Consider the following 25,081-nt stretch of genomic DNA (forward strand, 5'->3'; position numbering starts at 1 on the left):
ATAGTTTAGTTAACCACCCCAGCGGCTTAGAAGGTAACTGACTGCTTCTTGGGTCTGTGGTTGGTTGAGGTTATTCTCTCTAAACAGAATCGTTCCGGTGATTTGTGGTACTGACTCGTTCCAATCGAGCTGCTTTTTCAGCTCTGGCACGCCCCCATTATTCGACCATTCAGGCTCATTTTTTGAAGGTTCGCCCACTTTGTACAGAGCAATACCAATATAGAGCCGTGTTTTTGTGGGTTTCACCACGCTAACCCACCATTTGGCTAGCACATCATAACGGGCCACTTGGCGTGAGAAGGGCCAATAAAGCTGCGGAGCAATGTAATCCAGTAATCCCAGTTGTACCCAGAGGCGGGTATCTGCATAAGCTTCATCATATGCTGCCGCTCCTCGCGTGTCGGAACCTGCTGGGTCGTGTGAACGGTTACGCCAGACACCAGAAGGGCTGACGCCGAATTCAACGTTGGGTTTCAATTGCTTGATAGTGCGTGAAACTTGTTGAATAAGTTGCAAAGTGTTGTGCCGTCTCCAGTCCGCTTTTGATTCAAATAATTGACCATACTCTTTGAATGTCTGGCTGTCGTTCAGGGCTGAATCTGCTGACTCGGCATAAAAATAATCATCAAATTGCACACCGTCAATAGGATACTGTGCAACGACTTCGGCCACGATACTGGTGATCCAGTCCCGTACCTCAGGGATACCCGGGTCGAGGACAAAGCGCTCGTTTGCGGTGCGGACCCAGTCGCGATGTAGCACAAATACGCTGGCCGGATGTAGCGACAATGTACGGTTCAGTTCTGTCACAGTAGCCGGCTTGGTATTGACAGATACCCGATAGGGATTGAACCAGGCATGGACTTTCATGCCACGTTTGTGCGCTTCATCCAGCATAAACTGCAGGGGATCGTATCCAGGATCCTCACCAATATTGCCCGTCAGCATATCTGACCATGGCAAAATTTTTGATGCCCACAGTGCAGTTCCATCAGGCTTAATCTGGAAGAACACGGTGTTGATACCGAGAGTTTTTAGCTTATCTAACTTATCGGTCAGTGCTTGCTGCTGCTGGCTGATGCGGATAGCAGAACTGCTGGCATTGACTGACGCTACCGGTGGCCAGTCGAGGCGGGAAACAGTCGCCAGCCAGACACCGCGCACCGGCTCCTGACTCTGCTGAACTTTAGTCACCGAAGGTAGCGGGGTGACTAGCGACCTCGGCGGTTCGGAGGAGCAACTGGCAAGTAAAAGAGTACAAGCGAGAAGTGCACCCCGCGGTGTAACTTTAGTTACAGAGTGAAAGCGATGAGAACAGGCGATAATACTCTCCAGTTTTTGGTAATTGCCTGGCAAAGAAACCGACTATCCTCTGCTAAAGTGCAAGCAGCGGCTATGGTCATCAGTGGCAAAAATAGACAATACGGACATTTTGTCCTCTAGTTTGTTTAATTTTTCAATTGTTTTATTTAATTCTTCTATTGATAACTTCTTCTTTATCTTACTGTTAATGGTGTTAAAAGGCATAAACCGGAGCTAAACAGGCCAGTTGAGCCTTAACTAACGCCAGCAGGGATTGTACTTAATATCTGAGTCAGTATTCAATGGTGCCTTATTTATTATTCCTTCGAGCAGAATTATATTCAAATCATCCGATTCTTGTATCCAAATACATGAAATTTGATTTTACTCATTGCTGTGGATACTCGCACATCCTTCCCATAGTCACGTAGACTTGCGCGGATCTTCAGCTAACGAATAGAGGAATTATTTTATATGACGGAAAATATATTTACTAACTTCCCAGACGCCGCGAGACAGGCGGCATCAGAAACTTTCGAAGAGTTGATATCTCAACCAAATGTCCGTATTGAACGCATAATATCAACCGGGCAATCGAGTTCGCCAGATTTCTGGTATTGTCAGCCGCAAAGTGAGTGGGTGATGGTTGTACAGGGATCAGCATGTTTGCATTTTGCAGATGAACCGGGCGTTCGTGAACTACACGCCGGGGATTTTGTTAATATTCCAGCCCAGTGCCGGCATCGGGTAGCATGGACCGATCCGAATGGTCCGACTATCTGGTTAGCGGTGCATTATGGCGAGTTAGTTGATAAATAATAATCTTGGGATAATGGCATAAATAATTTTAGGTTCGCAAACTTCTGCGCTATTTGCCATACATAAGGAAGTGAAATGAAGTATTCATGGTTATCAGCCTTTTTTCTCTGCCATTGCGTTTTTGCATATTGCCCTGATGAGGATTTGCAGGTTACTTTCCAGGGGAAGTTGATTGAATATATCTATCCTGGCCCGCCAAACTGGGAAAGCATTAAAGATGGTGATGAGGCGGTAAAGAATGATTTCCTGCAACTTGAGTTTCCTTTTGGGTGCGACATAGTGACCGATGGGGAAAATATTTCGAACGTACAGCTTATCTTTCTCCGTGAGTCCAAAACCTCATCGAAAGAAGCCAAACACTGGCTGAACAAAAACGTAATAGTAACAGGAAAAACAATGTACGCGCAGACGGGCTGGCATTATACGACAGTTCTGCTGTTGGTCGACGAAGTGAAGGAAATTCTGACGACGTTAACCCCAGTGCAGAAAAAAGATATGTTGGTTCAGTTTTTACAATTCCAGCAGGCGTTGCAAGAGAAGAAGGGGACCGAACTGAAGCCTTATTTTATATTTCCTTTAACAGGTGATACATGGGGGCTATTACCAGATGTTGAGCCGGAACAGCCGGAAACACTCACCGACACGGTATTTGAGCGGTATGCGGTAAAAATCATCGAGAACCTCCAACCGCTGAGTAAGATAATAGTCAATCCGGATGACATGACAATAAACCAATACAGGGTTAATGCATTATCTGCAAAAGAACAAAAGCGCCACTATTTCTCTGATGATAGAGATGGCGTTTTTTATTACAAAGAGAACGGCCAGCGTTATTGGGTTGAAGGTGCTTGCGATACTGTTGCGGGTGGTGAATTCGATGATGACAGTTTAACGTTTTATCAGGGAACTGAGGCTAACAAACAAATACCGGGATTTTCAGAAAACTGTGATGGCGCATCATCATTTACATTTAAGTTAATTGACGGGAAATTGCGTCTGGTGAGTTCATTTACCGCAGGTTAACAGATTAGATTAATACGTGTTGGCGACAGTGCCTAACGATAATGTCGACAGAGGCTGGGGAGTGAATATATGAGAAATCACTCCTGACAACATAACGAACATTCATCAAAATCTGCAATGAACAACAATGAAGATCACAACAAAATAGCGAGGGGCATCATCAAAGGTAACTGACGGATTTGTGATGGTGGCACAGATAACCATGAAGTTATGGGTCGCGCCAATCAATTTAACATAATATACATTATGCGCACCAAGGTGCTGTTAGGTAGAATCTGAGGGTTTAGGCTTTATCATGTATGTGGTTGTTCATTATTTAAATCCCTTCGTTGGTACGCCAGTTCAGGGGAAACTTGCCTGCCCAGGTTGTATATTCAAGCTTCAATCCAGTGTGCTTGCCAAGCTCCTGGCAGTTGTTCCGTACTCACGAACATCTTGTACCATTGCGCTGGCGTAGTTCACGCTTCATATTTTACGGTCCGTCATTAATTACTCAACTATCTTTGGCTGGGCCTTTTGAGTTATCTACGTTCTACTAAAAACAGCACTGGAATCGTCTTCCAGTGCTGTGGTTGGATCATTGTTCAAATACGATATTAAGGCACTTCACTTTGCTAACGCGACTTCCAATGCAGAAATATCATCAGAGCTGAGTATGGGAATTAACCGGGCTAATTCGTCTTCAGATTTGTCGTAAATACTTAAATTTAGAATGCGTGTTACGACATCTTGTGTAAAACGAAATTTAATAACGCGTGCCGGATTGCCACCAACAACAGCGTATGGCGGAATGTCTTTTGTAACAACACTCCCAGCTGCGATAACGGCACCCTCACCGACCGTAATTCCAGGCATAATCATGCAACGCATACCGAGCCAACAACCATCGTTCAGCACGGTGTCCCCCCGGGGCTGATATGAGTTTTTTATCATACTCATAAATGGATAAAGGCTAATAAAATCAGTACAATGATTGTTATTGCCCCCCATCAAGATAACTGTTTCAGCTGCAATACAGACATAATCTCCGATGATAAGCCGATCTGTATGCCCAAGCGGCTCCCATTCCTGACTGATGGTATCCCCATGCAGGTATCGAACGACTGATCTTTCAAATCCCTGATCCCAGCTATCGCTGTAGTAGCTATGTTGGCCTTTGATTTCAATATTTGGATTTTTAACAGTGAGATGGAGATATTCCACTCTCGACCAATGTTTCTCTTTCATGACTTTTCCCTTTCAAAAAGAAAGCCACGGAACATTTTAATTTCGTGGCAGTGACTACATGCTCAAATAATCACTGCATTCAGTTATTCGGGGATGGAACAACAGTGGACAGAGGTAAAAATTCATATTCATCACGATCTCCTTTTTATCTATTTTAAGCAAATTATCTTATATGTTCAATCTGGTGATAATCCTCGCCCGAATGTGCAAAAATCCTAAAAGCAGCTGATCCACTGGATAAAACCCGCAATGAGAACAATACTTACCTTTCCACTGGAATAAGGCTTCACATAACCGTAAATATTATTGATGAGAGGATACTATGAAATTATTTAAAGCAATGACAACATTAGTTCTTTTAGGGGCATTCTCTTCCGGTGCCATCGCCGCCGAATTGTTAACTAAAGACGAACTGAGTAAAAGCCCAGGTCAATACGAAAAAATCGGCAATATTGTTACTGCTGGCGAGTTAGCGCCAAGTGATGCTAAGGAAGAATTGTCTAAAAAGGCTGATGAGCTTGGTGGGGATTACTTTGTTGTAACATCAGCAAATACCAACACAAAAATTCATGCTACTGCTGATGTTTATAAGAAAAAATAACCATGATAGTTTGCTCGGTAATATCAGAATGGGCTGTGAAGTGACAGCCCATTTTATTAGAGGGCAAATCTTCCTGATTGCCTGTTTTTTTGTTACACCGTCACCAATACCCCCCCTTTTTAATCCTATCTAGGTCCGGTATGCTCGAAATATGTCAGAAAATCTTGTGGATCTGAAACGTGATTCCAGTAGTCAACTTAAATTATCTATTTCAATATAAATCAGTAAATTACCACAACTCATACTGGTGCGAATAATGAGCCAATCGATAGTGCGCAATTCCGCTCTGCCATTATTGGTTGCTGGCGCTTTCTTTATGGAAAATCTCGATGGGACAGTTATTGTCACCGCCATGCCGCAGATGGCGACGGCATTTGCAGTACATCCCATTGATATGAATATTGGTATTTCTGCTTACATTCTGACACTGACGGTTTTTATTCCTGCCAGTGGTTGGATTGCCAATCGCTGTGGCGCTCGTAATATCTTTGCCGCCGCAATGATTATTTTCACATTAGCATCAGTGCTGTGTGCATTAAGCACTGATCTGATGACATTTACTGCCGCAAGAATTTTGCAGGGTTTTGGCGGTGCGATGATGGTCCCGGTCGGTAGGCTAATTGTATTACGTAATACGGCCAAACCTGATCTGATCAAAGCCATCGCCACCATTACCTGGCCCGGATTGGTGGCCCCGATACTCGGGCCTCCTGTCGGGGGCTTTATTACTACCTATGCTTCTTGGCACTGGATATTTATATTAAATGTTCCATTGGGGATCATTGGGTTATGGCTTGCATGGCGGTTAATACCGCAGGAGTCGCCACAGAAAGAAACGCCTTTTGATACCCTTGGTTTTCTGTTAACCGGCGCTGCTTGTTTTAGCCTGATGTTTGGTCTGGAATTATTTAATCATCAAAACTTGTCACGTTTAATCCCACTATTCTGTATTGCAGGCAGCCTGATACTAGGTTCACTGGCGGTGTATCATGCAAAACATCAGGTATTCCCATTGGTTGATTTGTGGGCTTTGCAAATAAAAAGTTACAGTGTCACTATCTGGGGTGGAGGTTTATTCCGAATGGCTATTGGTGCCGTTCCCTTCTTGCTGCCGTTGCTATTTCAGATAGGTTTTGGCCTGAGCGCTTTTAATGCCGGTTTGTTAGTGTTGGCGGTGTTTGCTGGTAACCTGGTAATGAAACCTTTTACCTCTGCTATCCTCTATCGCTTTCATTTCCGCCCTACACTATTGGTTAATGGTTTACTCAATGCCGCGACTATCTTTGCCTGTGCGTTTATCACGCCAGAAACACCAACAACGCTGATTATTGTGTTGCTGTTTATCAGCGGATTGACCCGTTCAATGCAGTTTACTGCGTTCAATACGCTGGCTTTTTCTGAAGTACCTGGTCCGAAAATGGCCGGTGCCAATACGCTATCTAATATGGCGCAACAGATGGCAATTGGCCTCGGCATTGCCATCGGAGCCTTAGCGCTGCGGATAGCTGAGTGGTTTCACCCCCATCGCGCAGGCGTGATCCCATTGGAGAATTTCCAGATAGCATTTGTGGTTATCGCGCTGGTCGCATTACTATCGTTAGTAGATACATTAACCCTTAGCGGTGATGCGGGCGATGAAGTACGTAAGAAGCCATCACGACGCTAAAATGTGTAGTGGACTATGCCGGAATAGCTTCCTTCTGTAGTTAAGAGTATGTTAATCATATCAATTATATTATTAGCAACGAAAAATAAGGAATGTGTATGATCGTTTTCGTCACTGGTGCAACCTCAGGGTTTGGTGAGGCAATCGCTCGAAAGTTTATTAGCCACGGTCATCAGGTTATCGCGACAGGTCGTCGTCAGGAGCGTTTGGAAGAATTGAAGGACGAATTGGGTGAGCAGTTACATATCGTACGTTTAGATGTACGGAATCGAGCGGCTATTCAGCAAGTTATCGATGAGCTACCTACCGAACTAAAAGATATCGATCTGTTAGTTAACAATGCCGGTTTGGCATTGGGGTTGGAACCTGCACATAAAGCCAATGTTGAAGACTGGGATACGATGATTGACACCAACACCAAAGGTTTGGTGAATATGACTCGTGCATTATTGCCCGCAATGGTGGCACGTAATGTGGGTCACGTGATTAACATCGGCTCTACTGCCGCCAACTGGCCGTATGCCGGTGGTAATGTTTACGGAGCCACGAAAGCGTTTGTGAAACAATTTAGTCTGGGTCTGCGTGCTGACTTGCACGGTACACATATTCGTGTGACGGATATTGAGCCTGGTATGGTCGGTGGCACTGAATTCTCCGCAGTTCGTTTCAAAGGCGATGGCGACAAAGTCAATAAAACCTACGATGGTGCTAATCCACTGATACCTGAGGATATCGCTGAAGCCGTCTATTGGGTTGCTACGCTGCCAGCACGGGTCAATATTAACTCACTGGAGATGATGCCAGTCAGTCAATCTTTTGCTGGGTTGAGTATTCATCGCGAAGGTTAATATCAGGCGTTATCGGGTAAAATTGGGCTGGGGCTATCACCGCCCCACCCTTAATTTATCCGCCAGTCGCAACAATAATCAGCATGCTTGGCGTCGGGTGTTTTTAATATAAAATTAACTTTGATTTTGAACATTGGGTCTTACAAACTTAGGGGGGATATATAAATCAAAACCTAAGCTCCCACAATACTCTCTAAACATATTTATAGAACCAACGCCGCATTTTTCGTACATTATAGCTAATCTATTTTCTATTGTTCTGTGTGATAAAGAAAGCCTTTTCGCTACCATTTTAGTAGTCATAGGTTGTAATATGAAAAAGATTATCTCAAGTTCTTTTTCGCTAAACAGATCTGTTGGCGGGGTAAGTGTTAATACTGAAGGTGTACGGCGGTCTATATATTGAGAAAGAGAAATAAAATTTAATTTGCTGGCATTTGTTAATGTTCCAATACATTCACCGATTTTATTGTAAATAGGAAACCTGGGTAAATAGTAGGGTTCTAGTATTCTATCTCGGCCATAAAAATTGGTTGAAATAATAGCCACGCGTTTTCCACTCTTTTCCGCTTTTCTATCATTTGCTTGATATTGTTCAGCAAATTCCGCCCAATCAGCCGGACATTCGTTATCTAACCGTCCCTCGATATCAAAACCAGCAGGTAAATTTAAAAAATCCAGACCGGCTTGATTTACGTACACGTAACGCGATTGGCAATCTCTTACAACCCACGGTTCATGGCTGTGTTCCATAATGGAAATCAGCGGAAGTGAATTCAAGGATTTTACGACTAAATTTTTTGAATCCGATGGCTTATTTTTTTCATCCATGATTAGCTCAGCCTCTCAAGTTATTTTTAATAAAAAAAGAATGTGACCATTGAGTGCAACCCTTTAAAGTATACTCAACAGAATCTGCGATATCAAGATGGTCTCGAAGGCGCTTTAGTTATCTATTATTTATTAATCTTAAGTTAATTACCCTCCCTGCCTTAACATTATTTTGGAAAATAATCATAAACAAACCCATTATAATAAATTTAAATATTCATTACTGCATGAAGCTTAATGGATGCTATCATATTGAAGTGGTGGTTTTAACAAAATTATTGTAATAAAAATTTTTGTGTTTAGGCATTTTATCCATATGCATACCAAAAGACAAATCAACTAAAAATATAGTCGAAACTTTATTATATATAATATCAATGACTGCGTATTAGTTTTAATTAATATCATCATAATCACATTGAGTACAATAAAGAAAACGAGGGGGCCATCACTGCCCCGCCCTTAATTTACTCGCCAGCCCGCGACAATAATCAGCATCCCAGTCAGAGCGACCCCCGCACCGACCCAATCGAACAGTGAAAGTTTCACGCCATCCACTACCCGTAACCAAATTAGCGCTGTCGCGACATAAACCCCACCGTATGCCGCATAAACACGCCCACTGGCAGCGGGATGCAGTGTCAATAACCAGACAAACATTGCCAGACTGGCCGCCGCGGGCAGTAATAACCAGAGAGGGCCTCCTTTACGTAACCACAAATAGGGCAAGAAACAGCCAATTATCTCAGCCAGTGCGGTAACAAAAAACAGTAACGACGTCTTTAACATGTTCAGATCTCTTGATATTGCCAGCAAGGCAAATGTTTAAAATTAACATTAGGTTACTCTACATATTCCCGACAAACCTGTCGCTGACTGGTTTATATACCGAAAGCAATGATATAATTTTTTATCCGCTGATAGCGTGCCAGTAAACCACATGATGATTTAACATCACCGACTAATAAAGGACTTAAGACGATGAAAATAACTAGCCTGCCACGCCTGACTCGTGCGTTTCTACCGCTAGCTTTGGTTATGCTTGCCTGGCAAACACCGGCCTTGGCACAGGCGACCAATTGCACCCAAGGCAGCACTTGTGTTTCTGTTGGTGGTAGTAATGATTCGATGTCCAAAGAACAGGCTCGCCAAAGCCAACAGCAATGGGATGATACTCATCGCCTGCGCAATAAAGTTAACACCCGGGTTGAAAAGAACTTTGATAAGTTTGATCGGGCTGAAGATGCGAAAGACAACTGCGACCGCAGTGAAAATTTGAACGCTTATTGGGAGCCTAACACGCAGCGCTGCCTGGATCGGCTATCAGGTCGCCAGATTAATCCGTAATGGGTGGCTATGGCTTGAGGTTATGAGAATCTGGACTATCCTTTAGGCACGGCTTAAGAATCAATATGTTAGGCAAGCTATTCATCCACATAAGGATTTTATGATGAAAAAAACGCTTATTATCAGTACATTGTTGTTATCGCTGGCCCCTTTGGCTGCTCTGGCATCTTGTGAAAGTGTGAAAGCAGATATCACGCAGAAGATTATCAATAATGGGGTGCCTGAATCCGGCTTTAAACTGGATATCGTTCCTAATGATCAAGCTCAGCAAACTGGCGGTCAGGTGGTTGGACATTGCGAAAATGACAGCCAGAAAATTGTTTATACCCGCATAACCGACAGCGAGTAATTTCGCCGTCACCGGTCTGGGTGTGCCTTTCGGTGCACCCTTTTGTTTTATCGATAATTTATTTCTGCATTTCTCAATTTTTACTGGTCATTCATTTGATGGCAAGTAACAATCGATGACAAGTAACACACTCTCCGTCAACTTACCTATCAATCACCAAAGTATGGGGTTTACCTCACTATGTCAGTCAGTAGCGTTGCATGAAACGGCCTGCCCACCTGTATTACTATCGCGCCATGCTGCGTCGACTACTGATTTCGATCATGCTGGGTATGATGGCAGCCTTGATTGTTTGGTTATTCCATCAAGCAATGTTGGGCTTGGAGTGGCTGTTATTTGCCCGAACTGATGGCAGTCTGGTAGCCGCTGCCTCTTCTATTACTGGCTGGCGACGCGCATTAACCCCCGCATTAGGTGGTTTGGCCGCCGGTGCTCTTTTATGGGGATACCAGCGTTACCAAAAACAAAAGCCCAGTGCGCCAACTGATTATATGGAGGCCATCGAGATTGGTGATGGCCGGTTAGATGTTTCCGCCAGTCTGGTTAAGTCCCTCGCTTCATTACTCGTGGTTTCCAGTGGCAGTGCGATTGGTCGCGAAGGGGCAATGGTGCTGTTGGCCGCTTTGTTTGCGTCCGTTTTTGCTCAGCGCTATGCCAAACCTAACGAATGGAAGCTTTGGGTTGCCTGTGGTGCCGCCGCCGGGATGGCCAGCGCCTATCATGCGCCGCTGGCGGGCAGTCTATTTATTGCAGAAATTCTGTTTGGTACGTTGATGCTGGCCTCACTTGGGCCAGTAGTGATCGCAGCCGTCAGTGCATTGCTCACTACCAACCTGCTGCACGGTGGCCAGGAAACCCTTTATCAAGTGCAAGCGCTACCATCACCGTGGCCAATACAATATTTACTGATGGCACTATTAGGCTTGCTGGCTGGCTTCTGTGGCCCCTTGTTTTTAAAAGGTATGGCCGCCAGTGGAGATGCTTTCCGCTCGCTGAATCTTTCTCCCCCATTACAGCTTGCGCTGGGGGGGATAATTGTCGGGCTATTATCGCTGATTTTCCCTGAGGTCTGGGGCAATGGCTACAGTGTGGTGCAGTCACTGTTGACAGCTCCGCCAGGGGTTTTATTGATTGCCGGTATATTGATATGCAAATTGTTGGCCGTATTAGCCAGTAGCGGTTCAGGTGCTCCGGGCGGGGTATTCACCCCGACCCTGTTTGTTGGGGCCGCGTTGGGCATGTTGTGTGGGCAGATGTTTGCCTGGTGGCCAGCTCTTGGTGACAATATTGCGTTGTTGATGGCACTAACCGGTATGGCGACGCTATTGGCTGCGACCACTCATGCCCCTATCATGGCGGCATTAATGGTTTGCGAAATGACGGGCGAATACACCCTACTCCCAGGATTACTATTATCCTGTGTTATTTCAACAACAATAGCCCGATGGTTGCGTCCGATTTCGGTATATCATTCACGCTAAAATAGGCAACTAATGCAATAGCGGATAGCCACTATTAATTTAATCAGCCCAAAGGGATAAATAGATGATCAGCCGATCGCCGTCAAATCTAAATATTTCGCCAGCGGCTTCTCTTCTGGATGAGGAAGATAAGGTAATTGCCCTAATTGTGGCGCAGGTAACCGTTCGCGTAGCATAGCAATTGTTTCGGCGTAATGAGCTAATCCGGGATTAATTCGATTTGCGACCCATCCCAATAAGGGTAATCCATCGTTGATAATGGCTTGTGCTGTTAATAATGCATGATTGATGCAACCTAATTTAATTCCGACGACTAAAATAACCGGCAATTGTTCCTGTATCACCCAATCAGAATAGAAACGCTGGTCATTCATCATAACTTTCCAGCCACCACAACCTTCGACCACAACCGTATCGGCTTTGGCGGATAAACGTTGTAATCCTTCGGTCATTGCACCGTAATTAATCAGCGTATCCGTGCAGGCATGGATAACATCCCCTTGCAGCGGGAATGGATTAACTTCCTGATAATCCAGCTTTATAGAGGATGAAGCCTGCAAAATAAGTGCATCCTGATTACGCAACCCTTCAGGTGTCTCTTTACTTTCTGTCGCTACCGGCTTATAGCCTACCGCTGTTCTGCCATTTTGGCTTAAGGCCTGAAGTAAGGCCCGTGACACCACGGTTTTACCGACAGCAGTGTCGGTACCCGTCACAAATACACGCGTTAACATAACAATACTCCGCAATCTGGCCACTTAGACTCAAGTCTTTCCGCCTAACATTAGCGAAATTGGCAACATGGATAAAAGTCTAGGCGATGCCGACAACAGACAGCTTGCGTTAGCGCAAGGTTTTGCCGAACTGAGAGAGGTTTTTAACGGATAACGCCAAATAATAGGAGGAATACATCGTACATACCCACTAATAATTAACCCATAATTATTAGTGTTAATACCTTACCCTTGCAGCAACTTCACCAATAATGAACCGTTATATAACGCTTCTTTTACTAATGCAGCTCCTGGCATTGTGCCCTGATTAAAAAATGCTGTTGGTTCAACCAGAATATTCTCACTGTAAGCAGGTAGTGCTTGTTGACGAATACATGACGCAATTGCCGGATGTAGAATAGATGCGGCTTTATTTAATGGGGAACCGACCAGAATTTTTTCCGGGTTAAATAAATTGACCATAATGGCAATAATTCGGCCAACACTGTGGCCAACGCCCAGAATAATATCTTTAGCTAACTGATCGCCCGCCAGCGCCGCATCACATAAAGATTCAACATTCAGTGGAGAACTGTGTAATAGCGAACTCATTGAACCATTTAATCGTTGCTGGGCAATTTCCAGCATATTCTCGATACTGGCAACTGTCTCAAGGCAGCCATGATTACCGCAATAACAGCGCTTGCCGTAGGGATCCACCTGAGTATGACCAATCTCCACTACGCTACGACTACCTGCGTGCAATACCCTTCCGGCAGTGATAACACCAGCACCGACGTTATGATCAATCACCACCTGGATGACATTCTGACAGCCACGTGAAGCACCATACAGTGCTTCGGCCATCGTCCAGGCGCAAATATCGTGTTGTAGATAGACAGGTAATCCCGTGCGCTGTTCCAGTGCTGGGCCAAGCAGCATCTCATCAACATCATAAAACGGCATTTTATGCACAATACCCGCCGGGGCATCAATGATGCCAGGCATAGTAATCGCAATCGCAGTTAACCGCTCAAGCTTGTCTTGATGCCGAATAAAGAATTGATCAACTTCATTGAGAATACGATAAAGTAGTGGTTCAGGATGACTATCCGGTAACGGAATTTGATCCTCAACTACCAGTTTACTGCTGAGGTCACGCAAGGCGAGAGTAATAGAACCGCGACTGATACGCCCAGAGACATAATGCCAAGCTTCGGTATCAAGAACTAAACCAATAGCAGGGCGTCCACGGCTGCCAATATCTTGATATTCGGTCTCTTTTACCAGATGAGCCTCAACCAGTTCCCGCACAATCTTCGTGATACTGGCCGGGGCCAGTTGCGCCCGTTTAGACAGCTCAATACGGGATATTGGGCCGAACAAATCAATCAGCCGATAAACGGCTCCTGCATTGGTCTGCTTGATTTGATCAATGTGCCCAGGCTGTCCATCCGTTATCACTGAACCGGCTCCTTCTCTGCCAACCGAGTATTTTTCGCGCTTCTAAATAAAGATTATCGGCTATGTTGGGGCTTTTAGTATATGGCGTCAACTATTTGATTAGTTATGTGATTTACTGCACATAATCACCGGTTTTCTACGGGTTACTGCTGGTTATTTATACCGAGTCAGTTGGCGGGCGTCGCTTGAGTATCCTTAACCATCAAGCGAATCAACGCTTCTGCTGGGGCGGTTACTGGCCGATGTTTATGATTAACCAACCACACTTCGGTGGTGGCATCAGGTTCAGCCAAAGGTAAATATTTCACCCCATCCACTTTTACTCGGGTAAATGAGGCAGGCAGTATCGACACGCCCAAACCAGAGGACACCAAACCGACGATGGTCATCGCCTCTCCTACTTCTTGCGTAATATAAGGCGTGATACCCGCGCGGGTTAATAGTGCGAGGATTTCATCATACAGGGCGGTACCCACTTCACGCGAAAAGAAAACAAAGGGTTGTTCTGCCAGTGAGCTAAATTTAACACTCCCCGCAGGTAAAGCCGCTAAGGGGCTTTTTTCGTGGACAACGGCAACCAAAGGTTCACGTAACAACAGACGATATTGCAGTGCCTCCGGCAATCGTGTATTGCGCATTACGCCAAGATCAAGCCGCCCATCCAGTAAAGGTTCAATTTGCTGTCTACTGTTAACTTCCCGCATTTTGATATGCACTTGAGGATGCAGTTGCCGGAATGCCTGTAAACTTTTAGATACCGTGCTAATAAAAGGTGCCGATGAAGTAAAACCGATAGTCAGTTCGCCGGATTCTCCGCGATGTAAACGCCCCGCTTTTTCCGCTGCCGAATGCACTTGGGCTAAAATTTGGTAAGACTCCTTTAAAAACAAGGTGCCGGCTTGGGTCAGGCTGACATTACGGTTGTTACGTGCCAAGAGTCGGGCACCAATTTGCTCTTCCAAACTTTGAATTTGCTGGCTGAGTGGTGGCTGAGAAATGCGCAAGCGCTCTGCCGCCCTACCAAAGTGCAATTCTTCTGCTACGGCAATGAAATAACGTAAATGTCTGAGTTCAATACTCATTGCGCCCCATTGATATGTTTAAAGTCTCATTTCTAATAATTAATATATTAGACAAAAAACTCAGCTATTTCTATGCTCTTCTCATTAAGTGGCTAAATCGAAACAGACAGTCTTTAATTGGGTTATTGATAAGGAAATACCGTGACCACCTCTTTGCGCACTACGACCACCGTAGCGCCGACATCCGCAGCACATGATGATGCAACTTCGTTAGTTCCGCTTCCCGAGGTTACACGTTTAACTAAACGACCATATATTCAACGTGGTACACCAGAATTTATCCGTGTGACACTGGCTTTCTTTTCAGCAGGATTAGCTACATTCGCCCTGCTCTATTGTGTACAACCCATCCTGCCACTGTTATCTCAAGACTTTAATATCTCACCTGCGGGCAGCAGCTTATCGCTTTCAGCTGCCACCGGCATGTTAGCGTTTGGCCTGATGTTTACCGGCCCACTTTCCGATGCCATTGGACGTAAGTCGGTCATGGTCGTTGCGCTAATGCTGGCGGCTATCTGTACTTTAATTTGTGCCTTTATGACCAGCTGGCAAGGGATTTTGTTGATGCGGGCATTGATTGGTCTGTCCTTAAGCGGCGTTGCTGCTGTGGCCATGACCTACCTCAGTGAGGAGATTCATCCAAGTTTTGTCGCACTCTCCATGGGCTTGTATATCAGCGGCAACTCCATCGGAGGGATGAGTGGCCGCCTGGTGACCGGGGTGTTGAGTGACTTCTTTTCCTGGCGTATTGCACTGGCGGTTATTGGGTTGTTTGCTTTAGCCGCCGCTTGCATGTTTTGGCGAATTCTCCCGCCGTCTAAACATTTCCGCCCAACGTCGTTACGCCCTAGAACATTGGTTATCAATTTCAAGCTGCACTGGCGTGACCCAGGCTTACCACTGCTGTTTGCCGAAGGTTTTTTGATCATGGGCAGCTTTGTCACCTTATTTAATTACATTGGATACCGCTTATTGGCTCAGCCTTATTATATGAGTCAAGCCGTGGTGGGATTATTATCGATAGTGTATCTGACGGGTTCTTATAGTTCACCGAAAGCAGGTTCGCTCACCAGCCGATATGGTCGTGGGCCGGTATTATTAGCCGCAATAGGTATGATGCTGGCCGGTGTTATTATTACCAGTTTCCCCCCTGTGATTACGATTCTTTTCGGCATGATGATATTTACAGCCGGTTTCTTTGCTGCTCACTCGGTTGCCAGTAGTTGGATTGGGCGCCGCGCTCGTCGTGCTAAAGCTCAAGCCTCATCACTCTACTTATTTTGCTATTATGCCGGTTCTAGCGTAGCGGGAACATTGGGGGGCATCTTCTGGCTTAATTTAGGCTGGACTGGGGTGGTGGGGTTTATTGCGACGCTGCTACTGCTAGCACTGTATGTCGGGCAGCGATTACGTAAATTGCCAGAAGCCGCACGAATTTAATCTTTAATTATCGAGATAAGATCTATTGGACGCCAAACTATAATTTGACGTCCTGTCGCCTATGTATCTATTATTAATATGAAACTTAATACAAGATTACTGCTAGTTAGCGTGTAAATTAAGTATCTAACGTATTTAGGGATTTTACGAAAAATATTTCCTTAATTTATTTTTTCAGGAGAACATATGGCAAGTCACTTTCTTACGCTTTGGGACATACTGGTAACAACGTTTTCAATTTTCTTCTTTATTGCTTACTTACTGATTCTATTTCAAGTCATTTCTGACCTCTTCCGTGATCATGAGTTAGGCGGTTTTTATAAAGCAATCTGGATTGTATTTCTGCTTTTCATCCCGCTCCTCACGTCTCTTTTGTATCTCATTACCCGAGGGAAAGGCATGGCGCAGCGTTATCGCGCTACGGTACAGAAATCGGTATCTGATACCAATGATTATATCCGCCAGGTTGCGGGGAAATCACCAGCAGAACAGATTTCTGATGCCAAGAAATTATTGGATGAAGGCACGATAACTGAAAGCGAATACCAGCAATTGAAAGCTAAAGCATTGGCTTAATATTTGAGCTACCTGCACCCAACAAGGCTATATGTCACTTTGAACGACATTTAGCCTTGTTTATTGCGACCTGCGGCATTGTTTAAATTTGTTCCCTTCCCCTATTTGATATAACTTACTGTAAACTGCCTGATGAAAATTCTTAACAATTGCCTATCTGCGCCATGTGTTTAGAGGCAAATTTTTCTTCCCACTTGCGAGATTCAGGAATGAAACATTCACCGTTGCGGCGTTCGCTATTATTAGCCGGTCTCACCGTGCCATTGCTCAATTTTACACTACCATCCTGGGCGGCTGGGGCGAAAATGTCATTAGATAATCAACTCGCTGAACTTGAAAAATCGTCAAATGGCCGTTTAGGGCTGGCGTTAATCAATACCGACAAAGGCACCAAAGTTCACTATCGTGGCGGCCAGCGCTTTCCATTCTGTAGTACCTTCAAATTAATGTTGGCCGCCGCAGTGTTGGGTCATAGTCAATCTCAGCCAAATCTACTCAGTAAACACATTATTTATCGTGAAAGTGACTTACTCGATTATGCACCGATTACGCGCAAACATTTAGCACAAGGTATGACAGTTGCAGACCTGTGTGCAGCGGCCATTCAGTATAGTGATAACACCGCAGCCAATTTGTTAATCAAACAGCTGGGTGGACTCGAGGCGGTTAACCAGTTTGCCCGTAGTATTGGTGATCAGACATTCAGGCTGGATCGTTGGGAACCTGAGTTAAATACTGCCTTGCCAAATGATCCTCGAGATACCACAACACCTGCGGCTATGGCAGCCAGTGTAAACAAACTGGTATTAGGTGATGCGCTTGCAACCCCACAGCGGGAACAACTCACACAATGGCTTAAGGGCAATACTACCGGTGGGGCCAGTATTCGTGCGGGCGTCCCTACCGATTGGATTGTCGGGGACAAAACCGGCAGTGGTGATTATGGTACGACAAATGACGTCGCGGTGTTATGGCCCGCGAAAGGTGCGCCACTGGTATTAGTGGTTTACTTTACGCAGCTTAAGAAAGATGCCGAATCACGGCGGGATGTATTAGCATCGGCCACTAAAATTGTCTTGGCGCACCTAACCTGACTATCGGTGTGGGGTATTATATTAATGCCCCACTCTCTAGCTAAGATCTGATATTGATTTTTTAAAAAACACCACGCGTTCCGTTTCTTGGAAACCTAAAGACTGATGCATTTTCTGTGAAGCAATATTATCAATAGCAGTATCGGACGCTAATTCGCAGCAACCGTTTACTCGGCCCCAAGTTTGTACAGCAGTAACTAATTGTGCAGCAATTCCCTTTCTTCGATATGTCTCAGTAACGAATATTCCTTCAAGAAAAACTACCGGTGTATTATCGCAGCCATTAACATAATCATGCCGCAGTGAAGCATCGGCAAATCCGACTATATGCCCGGAATCAGCGATAGCAACAAATGAAATTAGCTTATCGGAACAAAAAATTATGTTTTCACCATCGCGATGGTGCGCGTCACTACCATGATTGGGCCAGAGCTGGGTACGCAGTTTTATCCACCCGGATAGTGTGGTCTGATCTATCTTTTTAATTAACATGATCATCTGCTTTAAAGTGGCGTAAAATTGACACTCAAGATAATAGGTATTAACCCAGCAGTAAATCCACCCTGAAAAATCGCGCTATTGAATCTTTTACCATTACGTATAGATACCCCCTTTATTAATGTTAACAACAGACTTTCATGGTGTTGTTTTTACTGATATAAAATAATGTATGTTGTAACTAAAACTGGCTTAATTGGAAAAGATAATGGCCAAGTATGATTTGATTGAACGAATGAATGGCAGTTTTGCTGCACTGGAAATTGCATTAGATTATCTCCACCAGCAACTTAATGCGCTTCCCCTACTCGCAGCCCGTGTATTTTCGCTGCCTGAAATTGAAAAAGGTACCGAACATCAACCTATTGAGAAAATCAGCGTTACCGCAAAAGTCGGTAATGAAGCAAAAGAACTGGGGTTACAACATTACCAGCGGTTGTTTATTCATCATCAGGGGCAAAATGCGAGCAGTAAAGCTGCCCTGCGCTTACCCGGGGTACTGTGTTTCACCGTGAGTGATAAGCAACTGGGGGAATGTGAAAATACTATTGCTCAGATTAATCAGTTGAAAAGTGAGTTGGAACATATCATTACCGTCGAATCTGGCTTACCGAGTGAGCAACGTTTCGAATTTGTACATACCCATTTGCATGGTCTGATTACCTTAAATACTTACCGCACCATTACTCCACTTATCAATCCTAGTTCTGTGCGTTTCGGCTGGGCCAACAAACATATAATTAAGAATGTCACCCGTGAAGAGATCTTGGTTCAACTGAATAAAAGCCTTAATGCCGGGCGCGCGGTGCCGCCTTTTAGCCGCGAACAGTGGATGGAATTAATTAGCTTGGAAATTAATGATGTAAAACGGTTACCTGAAAATACCCGTCTGAAGATTAAGCGGCCAGTAAAAGTGCAGCCTATCGCGCGAGTTTGGTATCAGGAACAACAAAAGCAAGTGCAACACCCCTGCCCTATGCCGTTAATTGCTTTTTGCCAGGCACAATCAGCGGCGGAATTGCCTAAGTTAGGTGAGTTAATAGACTACGATATCAACCAAATTAAGCATAAATATAAGCCGGATGCCAAACCTCTGCGGTTACTGGTGCCAAGGTTGCATCTGTATATCGACGTTGAATAAATAATGCGTTGCCAAGAACAATTCCGGTGCGGGCAATAACCATAACGAATTCATATACATTATTTAAGATAGATATCTGGACGGTTTATCTGCCATACAAAGTCGTGACGATTGATCGCCTGAAAACCAGTCTTTTTATAAAGGAAAGCGGCAGTGTCCGTAACGAGCATAATCCGTCTAAGGCTGGTTGTAACCGGATGAGCCTTACTGCATTCGACCAGCCACTTTGCTAGACCTAATCCCTGGTACTCTTCAAGCACATACACATCACATAAATAGCCAAAAAAACGGAGAGCTGAGTTTGACGGTTGATAACACCGGGTTTTTATCCGTAAAAAACGCCAGTCATAAGGACCGGCGTTAATTGTTTGCTTGGCCGGTGGTTACTTCATACTACCAACCATATCCTCCGGTTTGACCCATTCATCAAACTGCTCCCCGGTCAGATAGCCTAATTTCAAGGCGGCAGCTTTGAGTGTAAGCCCTTCTTTATGGGCCTTTTTCGCAATCTCGGCAGCTTTGTCATAACCAATATGGGTATTCAACGCGGTAACTAACATCAAAGACTCATTCAGTAACTGCGTTATACGGTCACGATTTGGCTCAATACCCACCGCGCAATGTTCATTAAAACCGCGCATACCATCGGCCAGCAAACGAATTGATTGCAGGAAGTTATGAATCACCAACGGGCGGAAGACGTTCAATTCAAAATTACCGGATGCTCCACCAATATTGATGGCCACGTCGTTACCCATAACCTGTGCGCATAACATCGTCATGGCTTCACACTGTGTCGGATTCACTTTGCCAGGCATGATTGAACTGCCCGGTTCATTCTCAGGAATCGCGATTTCACCAATGCCGCAGCGAGGGCCGGAGGACAACCAGCGCACATCGTTGGCAATTTTCATCAATGAAGCCGCAAGTCCTTTTAAAGCCCCATGACCATGAACTAATGCATCACAAGCCGCTAATGACTCAAACTTATTAGGCGCAGTGATAAATGGTTGATGGGTAAGCGCCGCAATCTCTTTGGCTACTCGCACGGCATATTCTGGATGCGTATTCAGCCCGGTTCCTACCGCCGTCCCCCCTAACGCCAACTCACACAGATGAGGAATGGTCGCTTCAATATGCTGCACGCTGTGAGATAGCATCGCCACCCAGCCCGAGATCTCCTGCCCTAAGGTCAATGGCGTAGCATCTTGCAAATGCGTCCTGCCAATCTTCACAATATCGCGAAAGGCGTACGCTTTGTGTGCCAGTGTCTCCTGCAATGTTTTGAGTTCCGGTAACAGATGTTGCCGCAACCCGATAACCGCAGCAACATGCATCGCCGTTGGGAAGACATCATTTGAACTTTGGCTTTTATTCACATCATCATTAGGATGCACTAACCGATTGTTTCCGCGCTCGCCGCCTAACAGCTCACTGGCACGGTTCGCCAAAACCTCATTCATATTCATGTTGGTCTGGGTACCAGACCCGGTTTGCCAGATAGACAGTGGAAACTCACTCGGATGACACTCTTCCAGAACTTCATCTGCGGCACGCATGATGGCCTTTGCCCGTTCGGCTGGTAGTAGCCCTAAATCCATGTTGACCTGCGCCGCTGCCCGTTTGGTCAGTGCCAGAGCATGGATCAGTGCCGTCGGCATTTTTTCTTGCGAGATACGGAAATGTTCCAGTGAACGCTGGGTTTGTGCGCCCCATAATTGATTTGCTGGTACATCGATAGGCCCCATAGAGTCTTTTTCACTGCGGGTGGTCGCCATCACGGTCTCCTTAGCATGTAGAACTGAACGGTTGAGGTATGTCATACCAGTCTCACTGGCGACATGACACTATCATGGCACATTTGCTGTTACCTTTATGCGATTGATTCGCATTTATATCATTTTGTGATCAATATTCTCATAACGAGCCTGCGGCTAAAACACACTGCTAATTAGCGCACTCATCCTTGTGACCACTCAGTTCAACCATCAAATCTCGGATCCAACCATGGCCAGCATGACTATGACTGCGCTCATGCCAAACTAAGCTGACATCAAATTGCTCCGCAAGCCAGCCAACCTCAACCATCGTGAATCGATCCGATTGCCCCTGCACTTGCCACAATCGTCGTGGAATTAAAGCCACAAGGTCGCTAGTGGCGACTATCTCAGGAACAAAAAGGAATGACGCTGCCGACATAACAACATTACGTTGAAATCCGAATGCCGCCAGAGCATCGTCTATTGGTGTGGTGAAGCTGCCCCCGGAAGGTGAAACAATGACATGCTCTAGTTGGGTAAAATCTTCCATTGTTAACTTGTCTCTAAGCCCCGGGTGGTCTTTCCGCCCGATGAGTACATAAGTTTCATCGAACAAATGGCGTGCTCTTAGACGCGCATGATAGGCACCTTGTGTAATAACCGCTATATCAACTTCGCCACTGGCCAACTGTTGTTCCAACTGGCTCGGATTATAGTGACGAACGGCAATACGGACCCCCGGTGATCTTTGCCGTAAGGCCAAAACCAGCGGCATGACGACCGCAGCCTGTATGTAGTCAGTACCCGCAATGGTGACCGTCAGTTGAGCCCGCTCGGGATAAAAATCCTTGTGCGATTGCAGCGTGCGGCGCAGTTGGTCTAAAGACGCACGCAGCGGAGTAAGTAACTCCAGCGCTTTTGCAGTCGGCGTCATCCCCCGTCGCGCAGGAACCAGCAAAGGGTCGTCAAATACCTCTCTCAAGCGATTCAGTTGCGCACTAACTGCGGGCTGGCTGAGATTAAGTCGCGCTGCGGCCTTGGTTACATTCTGTTCAGCAAGCAAAGCTTCCAGGGTGACCAACAGGTTTAGATCTATCCGTGTGGTATCCATTTGGTGGATTCCTTAATATAAAACAATCGATTTCTCTTATCCCTCAGCCGTCATCATAATGCAAGTTCATGTTGTAGGGATTATCAGGAGACAGTTGATGTTATCGAATAGCAAACCACTCATCACAGTTGTGGGAGCATTGAGTAAACAAGGGCGTAGTGTGGTGCGCACGCTACTAGAGAGTCAGCGCTACCGAGTACGCGCGCTAACGCGGCGGGTAGATTCCCCAGAAGCGCAAGAGCTGGCGCTTCAGGGGGCAGAACTCATGGCAGTACCGCTAGAATTGGGCCATAAAGAGACGTTTGTTCAAGCATTTAAAGGGGCATATGGCGCGTTTCTAATGACGCCCGCTATCACGCCGCAGGCGAGCCACGCGGAAACACACGAAACAGCGTTAGGTAAACAAATAGCAGATGCCGCCGTCGAAGCGGGGGTAAAACATATTGTATTCTCTAGTCTGGAAAACGTAGAAAAGATTACCGAAGGGAAAAAGTGGGTGCCACACTTTACTGATAAGAGCCGGGTTGAGAGCTACATTCGTACACTGCCCGTCACCAGTTCATTTATCTACATGGCGTTTTTTTACACTAATCTGCTTGAGTTCTATCAGCCACGAATGGAAGGAGATACTTTAGTCTTTCCTCTCTATCTACCTGAAGATTTTTGCGCACCTTTTGTCGACCCATTGACAGCGACCGGCCCAGCGGTGTTAGCGATTTTTGATGATAAGGACCTGTACGCGGGCCAATCTTTGCCTGTTATCGGGGAGATCATTTCACCCAAAGAGATGGTTGAAACATTTAGCCGTGTGACGGGGAAAAAAGCCCGCTACAGCTCGGCGTTTACACGTGAGGAGCTGTGTCAACACTTCCCCACATTTTCCAGCATTGGGGGATTAGTGGATGAAGTAATCGGTATGGCTGAGTATACGGTAGAGTACGGTTACTTCCGTAAAGAGCGAGATCTGCTTTGGAGCCGACAAGTAAATCCGGCCAGTTTAACCTGGGAACAATTCCTGCGTACCACTGGATGGCAAGGGCAAGCGCTATCTTTTGCCCGGTGATTTTCGCCGTATTTACCTTATCGGTTTTCTCACTTTCCTAAATAAGGGCGTCGATGTTACGCCCTCTTCGCGACATTAAACGGCGGTAGTGCCCGTTTTCGCTCAATTGGCCCCCCACCCTCCGATTACTACTTGCAACCCCCGTAGCGCCATTGTTTACTAAGGGACAATTTTATTGGGCGGCAGGGTCAGGCGCGATTAGTCATATAAAATAGCTGATTTGTGTGTAACCCTTAATTTGGCCCTTAACAAACGGCAGAACGTAAACATGCAAAAGATGAAGAATGCAGTGCAAAACTACGCTTGGGGCAGTACCGACGCCCTCACTCAGCTTTATGGCATAGCAAATCCACAGGGGAAACCAATGGCTGAACTGTGGATGGGCGCGCATCCGAAGAGCAGCTCACAGGTGGCAGATGCTAACGGCCAGTGGCATTCATTGCGTGATGTGATCGAACAAGATCCCGATGCTAATCTGGGCCATGATGTTTTCAACCGTTTTGGTGAGCTACCATTCCTGTTCAAAGTACTTTGTGCGGCACAACCGTTATCGATTCAGGTTCATCCCAGTAAAACCGCCGCCGAAATTGGTTTTGCCAAAGAGAATCAGGCGGGTATCCCACTGGATGCTGCCGAAAGAAATTATAAAGATGCCAACCATAAGCCGGAACTGGTCTATGCGCTAACACCCTTTCAGGCTATGAATGGTTTCCGTACACTGGAAGATATTCAGGCATTACTCCACCCCTTAGCGGCAGCGCATCCCGATATCGCCGCATTCCTGCGCGAACCGGATACTGAACACTTAGCGGCCCTGTTTGCCAGTTTACTGAGTTTGGCTGGCGACCCAAAAACGCTCGCGCTGGGAATTTTGAAAGCAGCCTTAAATAACCAGTTAGGTGAACCTTGGGATACCATCCGCAGTATCTCGCGTTTTTACCCTGATGACAGCGGCTTGTTCTCCCCCTTATTGCTAAATGTCGTGACCCTGCAACCGGGTGAAGCCATGTTCCTGTATGCTGAAACACCGCACGCCTACCTCAACGGCGTGGCACTAGAGGTGATGGCAAACTCCGATAACGTATTACGCGCGGGCCTGACGCCTAAGTTTATCGATATTCCCGAACTGATGGCCAATCTGCAATTTATCCCCAAACCGGCTGATACTCTGCTGACCACGCCAAAACAGCAAGGCAACGAACTGGCCTTCCCTATCCCAGTTGAGGATTTTGCTTTTTCACTGCATACAGTAACGGCCGAGACTCAAGTGTTGGCACAACCTAGCGCGGCAATTGTGTTTTGTATTCAGGGTCAGGCTATATTGAAAAAACAGCAGCAGGAAATCACCCTACAACCAGGCGAATCCTGTTTTATCCCGGCGAATGAATCACCGGTTACAGTGCAAGGAATTGGCTCTATTGCGCGTGTTTACAACGCAGACTGAACGAAGTCACTCATTTTGTTGTCAATAACTGGCTTTTTGCTGTCGTGATAGATAGATTCCATAGTCGCAATGGCGGAGTTTTGTTATTACACAGAACTCACGCTTGCCGTTTCAGGATAGTTATCGTCGCAATAATATTTGTGTCCGGTTAATCTATGCCTATATTAATTTGGTGAATACTGTTTTTCAGGCATTCTCTTG

At 45.7% G+C, this 25,081-nt stretch carries 24 protein-coding genes and 1 pseudogene; 14 read left to right on the forward strand and 11 right to left on the reverse strand.

The window, feature by feature from the left end:
* Positions 1-9 precede the first annotated feature (9 nt).
* Positions 10-1,323: a glycoside hydrolase family 10 protein gene (locus tag V1956_RS13305; protein ID WP_442825810.1), complete on the reverse strand. Its 1,314-nt coding sequence runs from the start codon at positions 1,321-1,323 to the stop codon at positions 10-12.
* A gap of 453 nt (positions 1,324-1,776) precedes the next feature.
* Between V1956_RS13305 and V1956_RS13310 the strand changes: the two genes are divergently transcribed.
* On the forward strand, positions 1,777-2,121 hold the full coding sequence (locus V1956_RS13310) for a cupin domain-containing protein (RefSeq protein WP_372559031.1): 345 nt from the start codon (positions 1,777-1,779) through the stop codon (positions 2,119-2,121).
* Between the two features lie 75 nt (positions 2,122-2,196).
* A complete protein-coding gene (locus tag V1956_RS13315; protein ID WP_372559030.1) occupies positions 2,197-3,144 on the forward strand; it encodes a DUF4431 domain-containing protein in 948 nt (315 codons plus the stop codon).
* A gap of 606 nt (positions 3,145-3,750) precedes the next feature.
* Here V1956_RS13315 and V1956_RS13320 read toward each other — a convergent pair.
* Positions 3,751-4,371 (reverse strand): CatB-related O-acetyltransferase, encoded by a 621-nt coding sequence (locus V1956_RS13320; protein ID WP_372559029.1) that lies wholly within the window; start codon positions 4,369-4,371, stop codon positions 3,751-3,753.
* 322 nt (positions 4,372-4,693) lie between these two features.
* On the opposite strand from V1956_RS13320, the gene yahO reads away from it, so the two are divergent.
* From yahO to ydfG, 3 genes are all read left to right on the forward strand, one after another.
* Complete coding sequence (gene yahO / locus V1956_RS13325; protein ID WP_083158840.1) at positions 4,694-4,972, forward strand: DUF1471 family periplasmic protein YahO; 279 nt, start codon at positions 4,694-4,696, stop codon at positions 4,970-4,972.
* A gap of 256 nt (positions 4,973-5,228) precedes the next feature.
* Positions 5,229-6,638 carry an MFS transporter gene (locus tag V1956_RS13330; protein ID WP_442825213.1) on the forward strand — a complete coding sequence of 470 codons (1,410 nt, stop codon included), beginning with the start codon at positions 5,229-5,231 and terminating at the stop codon, positions 6,636-6,638.
* Positions 6,639-6,736: 98 nt separating this feature from the next.
* On the forward strand, positions 6,737-7,486 hold the full coding sequence (gene ydfG / locus V1956_RS13335) for a bifunctional NADP-dependent 3-hydroxy acid dehydrogenase/3-hydroxypropionate dehydrogenase YdfG (protein ID WP_050085366.1): 750 nt from the start codon (positions 6,737-6,739) through the stop codon (positions 7,484-7,486).
* Between the two features lie 114 nt (positions 7,487-7,600).
* On the opposite strand, the gene V1956_RS13340 is transcribed toward ydfG, so the two are convergent.
* Both V1956_RS13340 and V1956_RS13345 read right to left on the reverse strand, forming a co-directional pair.
* Positions 7,601-8,317: a helix-turn-helix transcriptional regulator gene (locus tag V1956_RS13340; RefSeq protein WP_372559026.1), complete on the reverse strand. Its 717-nt coding sequence runs from the start codon at positions 8,315-8,317 to the stop codon at positions 7,601-7,603.
* A 462-nt stretch (positions 8,318-8,779) separates the two neighbouring features.
* Positions 8,780-9,106, reverse strand: coding sequence for a YnfA family protein (locus tag V1956_RS13345; protein ID WP_372559025.1), 327 nt, complete (start codon positions 9,104-9,106; stop codon positions 8,780-8,782).
* 192 nt (positions 9,107-9,298) lie between these two features.
* Between V1956_RS13345 and V1956_RS13350 the strand changes: the two genes are divergently transcribed.
* From V1956_RS13350 to clcB, 3 genes are all read left to right on the forward strand, one after another.
* Positions 9,299-9,664 (forward strand): DUF1283 family protein, encoded by a 366-nt coding sequence (locus V1956_RS13350; protein ID WP_083158844.1) that lies wholly within the window; start codon positions 9,299-9,301, stop codon positions 9,662-9,664.
* Positions 9,665-9,767: 103 nt separating this feature from the next.
* Positions 9,768-10,013: a DUF1161 domain-containing protein gene (locus tag V1956_RS13355; protein WP_372559024.1), complete on the forward strand. Its 246-nt coding sequence runs from the start codon at positions 9,768-9,770 to the stop codon at positions 10,011-10,013.
* A gap of 200 nt (positions 10,014-10,213) precedes the next feature.
* Complete coding sequence (gene clcB / locus V1956_RS13360; protein WP_372559023.1) at positions 10,214-11,494, forward strand: voltage-gated ClC-type chloride channel ClcB; 1,281 nt, start codon at positions 10,214-10,216, stop codon at positions 11,492-11,494.
* A gap of 68 nt (positions 11,495-11,562) precedes the next feature.
* On the opposite strand, the gene bioD is transcribed toward clcB, so the two are convergent.
* From bioD to V1956_RS13375, 3 genes are all read right to left on the reverse strand, one after another.
* A complete protein-coding gene (gene bioD / locus V1956_RS13365; RefSeq protein WP_372559022.1) occupies positions 11,563-12,228 on the reverse strand; it encodes a dethiobiotin synthase in 666 nt (221 codons plus the stop codon).
* 225 nt (positions 12,229-12,453) lie between these two features.
* Positions 12,454-13,671, reverse strand: coding sequence for a sugar metabolism global transcriptional regulator Mlc (mlc, locus tag V1956_RS13370; protein WP_442825214.1), 1,218 nt, complete (start codon positions 13,669-13,671; stop codon positions 12,454-12,456).
* A 167-nt stretch (positions 13,672-13,838) separates the two neighbouring features.
* A complete protein-coding gene (locus tag V1956_RS13375) occupies positions 13,839-14,753 on the reverse strand; it encodes a LysR substrate-binding domain-containing protein (protein WP_442825215.1) in 915 nt (304 codons plus the stop codon).
* Positions 14,754-14,894: 141 nt separating this feature from the next.
* On the opposite strand from V1956_RS13375, the gene V1956_RS13380 reads away from it, so the two are divergent.
* The 3 genes from V1956_RS13380 to bla all read left to right on the forward strand — a co-directional run bounded on the left by V1956_RS13380 (position 14,895) and on the right by bla (position 17,863).
* On the forward strand, positions 14,895-16,193 hold the full coding sequence (locus V1956_RS13380; RefSeq protein WP_372559020.1) for an MFS transporter: 1,299 nt from the start codon (positions 14,895-14,897) through the stop codon (positions 16,191-16,193).
* A 186-nt stretch (positions 16,194-16,379) separates the two neighbouring features.
* Positions 16,380-16,769 carry an SHOCT domain-containing protein gene (locus V1956_RS13385; protein ID WP_083158851.1) on the forward strand — a complete coding sequence of 130 codons (390 nt, stop codon included), beginning with the start codon at positions 16,380-16,382 and terminating at the stop codon, positions 16,767-16,769.
* Positions 16,770-16,978: 209 nt separating this feature from the next.
* On the forward strand, positions 16,979-17,863 hold the full coding sequence (gene bla / locus V1956_RS13390; protein ID WP_442825216.1) for a class A beta-lactamase: 885 nt from the start codon (positions 16,979-16,981) through the stop codon (positions 17,861-17,863).
* 36 nt (positions 17,864-17,899) lie between these two features.
* On the opposite strand, the gene aac(6') is transcribed toward bla, so the two are convergent.
* Entirely contained in the window at positions 17,900-18,355 is a 456-nt protein-coding gene (aac(6'), locus tag V1956_RS13395; RefSeq protein WP_420074329.1) for an aminoglycoside 6'-N-acetyltransferase, read from the reverse strand.
* Positions 18,356-18,569: 214 nt separating this feature from the next.
* Between aac(6') and tus the strand changes: the two genes are divergently transcribed.
* Complete coding sequence (tus, locus tag V1956_RS13400) at positions 18,570-19,502, forward strand: DNA replication terminus site-binding protein (protein WP_372559017.1); 933 nt, start codon at positions 18,570-18,572, stop codon at positions 19,500-19,502.
* Positions 19,503-19,561: 59 nt separating this feature from the next.
* On the opposite strand, the pseudogene V1956_RS13405 reads toward tus, so the two are convergent.
* The 3 genes and pseudogenes from V1956_RS13405 to V1956_RS13415 form a co-directional block, all read right to left on the reverse strand.
* Positions 19,562-19,786 (reverse strand): annotated as a pseudogene (locus V1956_RS13405) (GNAT family N-acetyltransferase); the annotation flags it as partial.
* 99 nt (positions 19,787-19,885) lie between these two features.
* A complete protein-coding gene (gene fumC, locus V1956_RS13410; RefSeq protein WP_420074330.1) occupies positions 19,886-21,280 on the reverse strand; it encodes a class II fumarate hydratase in 1,395 nt (464 codons plus the stop codon).
* A gap of 169 nt (positions 21,281-21,449) precedes the next feature.
* Positions 21,450-22,373: a LysR family transcriptional regulator gene (locus tag V1956_RS13415; RefSeq protein ID WP_372559015.1), complete on the reverse strand. Its 924-nt coding sequence runs from the start codon at positions 22,371-22,373 to the stop codon at positions 21,450-21,452.
* Positions 22,374-22,470: 97 nt separating this feature from the next.
* Between V1956_RS13415 and V1956_RS13420 the strand changes: the two genes are divergently transcribed.
* Complete coding sequence (locus V1956_RS13420; RefSeq protein ID WP_083158858.1) at positions 22,471-23,436, forward strand: NmrA/HSCARG family protein; 966 nt, start codon at positions 22,471-22,473, stop codon at positions 23,434-23,436.
* 268 nt (positions 23,437-23,704) lie between these two features.
* Positions 23,705-24,880, forward strand: a complete 1,176-nt coding sequence (manA, locus tag V1956_RS13425) for a mannose-6-phosphate isomerase (RefSeq protein ID WP_372559013.1) — start codon at positions 23,705-23,707, stop codon at positions 24,878-24,880.
* Positions 24,881-25,081 lie beyond the last annotated feature (201 nt).

Origin of the sequence: Yersinia sp. 2540 StPb PI (assembly GCF_052217165.1) — a bacterium.
Lineage (GTDB): Bacteria > Pseudomonadota > Gammaproteobacteria > Enterobacterales > Enterobacteriaceae > Yersinia > Yersinia enterocolitica_E.

Coding starts and splice junctions, on each gene's coding strand:
- V1956_RS13310 (WP_372559031.1), top strand. CDS start 1,777: ATGACGGAAAATATATTTACTAACTTCCCAGACGCCGCGAGACAGGCG.
- V1956_RS13315 (WP_372559030.1), top strand. CDS start 2,197: ATGAAGTATTCATGGTTATCAGCCTTTTTTCTCTGCCATTGCGTTTTT.
- V1956_RS13320 (WP_372559029.1), bottom strand. CDS start 4,371: ATGAAAGAGAAACATTGGTCGAGAGTGGAATATCTCCATCTCACTGTT.
- yahO (WP_083158840.1), top strand. CDS start 4,694: ATGAAATTATTTAAAGCAATGACAACATTAGTTCTTTTAGGGGCATTC.
- V1956_RS13330 (WP_442825213.1), top strand. CDS start 5,229: ATGAGCCAATCGATAGTGCGCAATTCCGCTCTGCCATTATTGGTTGCT.
- ydfG (WP_050085366.1), top strand. CDS start 6,737: ATGATCGTTTTCGTCACTGGTGCAACCTCAGGGTTTGGTGAGGCAATC.
- V1956_RS13340 (WP_372559026.1), bottom strand. CDS start 8,317: ATGGATGAAAAAAATAAGCCATCGGATTCAAAAAATTTAGTCGTAAAA.
- V1956_RS13345 (WP_372559025.1), bottom strand. CDS start 9,106: ATGTTAAAGACGTCGTTACTGTTTTTTGTTACCGCACTGGCTGAGATA.
- V1956_RS13350 (WP_083158844.1), top strand. CDS start 9,299: ATGAAAATAACTAGCCTGCCACGCCTGACTCGTGCGTTTCTACCGCTA.
- V1956_RS13355 (WP_372559024.1), top strand. CDS start 9,768: ATGAAAAAAACGCTTATTATCAGTACATTGTTGTTATCGCTGGCCCCT.
- clcB (WP_372559023.1), top strand. CDS start 10,214: ATGAAACGGCCTGCCCACCTGTATTACTATCGCGCCATGCTGCGTCGA.
- bioD (WP_372559022.1), bottom strand. CDS start 12,228: ATGTTAACGCGTGTATTTGTGACGGGTACCGACACTGCTGTCGGTAAA.
- V1956_RS13375 (WP_442825215.1), bottom strand. CDS start 14,753: ATGAGTATTGAACTCAGACATTTACGTTATTTCATTGCCGTAGCAGAA.
- V1956_RS13385 (WP_083158851.1), top strand. CDS start 16,380: ATGGCAAGTCACTTTCTTACGCTTTGGGACATACTGGTAACAACGTTT.
- bla (WP_442825216.1), top strand. CDS start 16,979: ATGAAACATTCACCGTTGCGGCGTTCGCTATTATTAGCCGGTCTCACC.
- tus (WP_372559017.1), top strand. CDS start 18,570: ATGGCCAAGTATGATTTGATTGAACGAATGAATGGCAGTTTTGCTGCA.
- fumC (WP_420074330.1), bottom strand. CDS start 21,280: ATGGCGACCACCCGCAGTGAAAAAGACTCTATGGGGCCTATCGATGTA.
- V1956_RS13415 (WP_372559015.1), bottom strand. CDS start 22,373: ATGGATACCACACGGATAGATCTAAACCTGTTGGTCACCCTGGAAGCT.
- V1956_RS13420 (WP_083158858.1), top strand. CDS start 22,471: ATGTTATCGAATAGCAAACCACTCATCACAGTTGTGGGAGCATTGAGT.
- manA (WP_372559013.1), top strand. CDS start 23,705: ATGCAAAAGATGAAGAATGCAGTGCAAAACTACGCTTGGGGCAGTACC.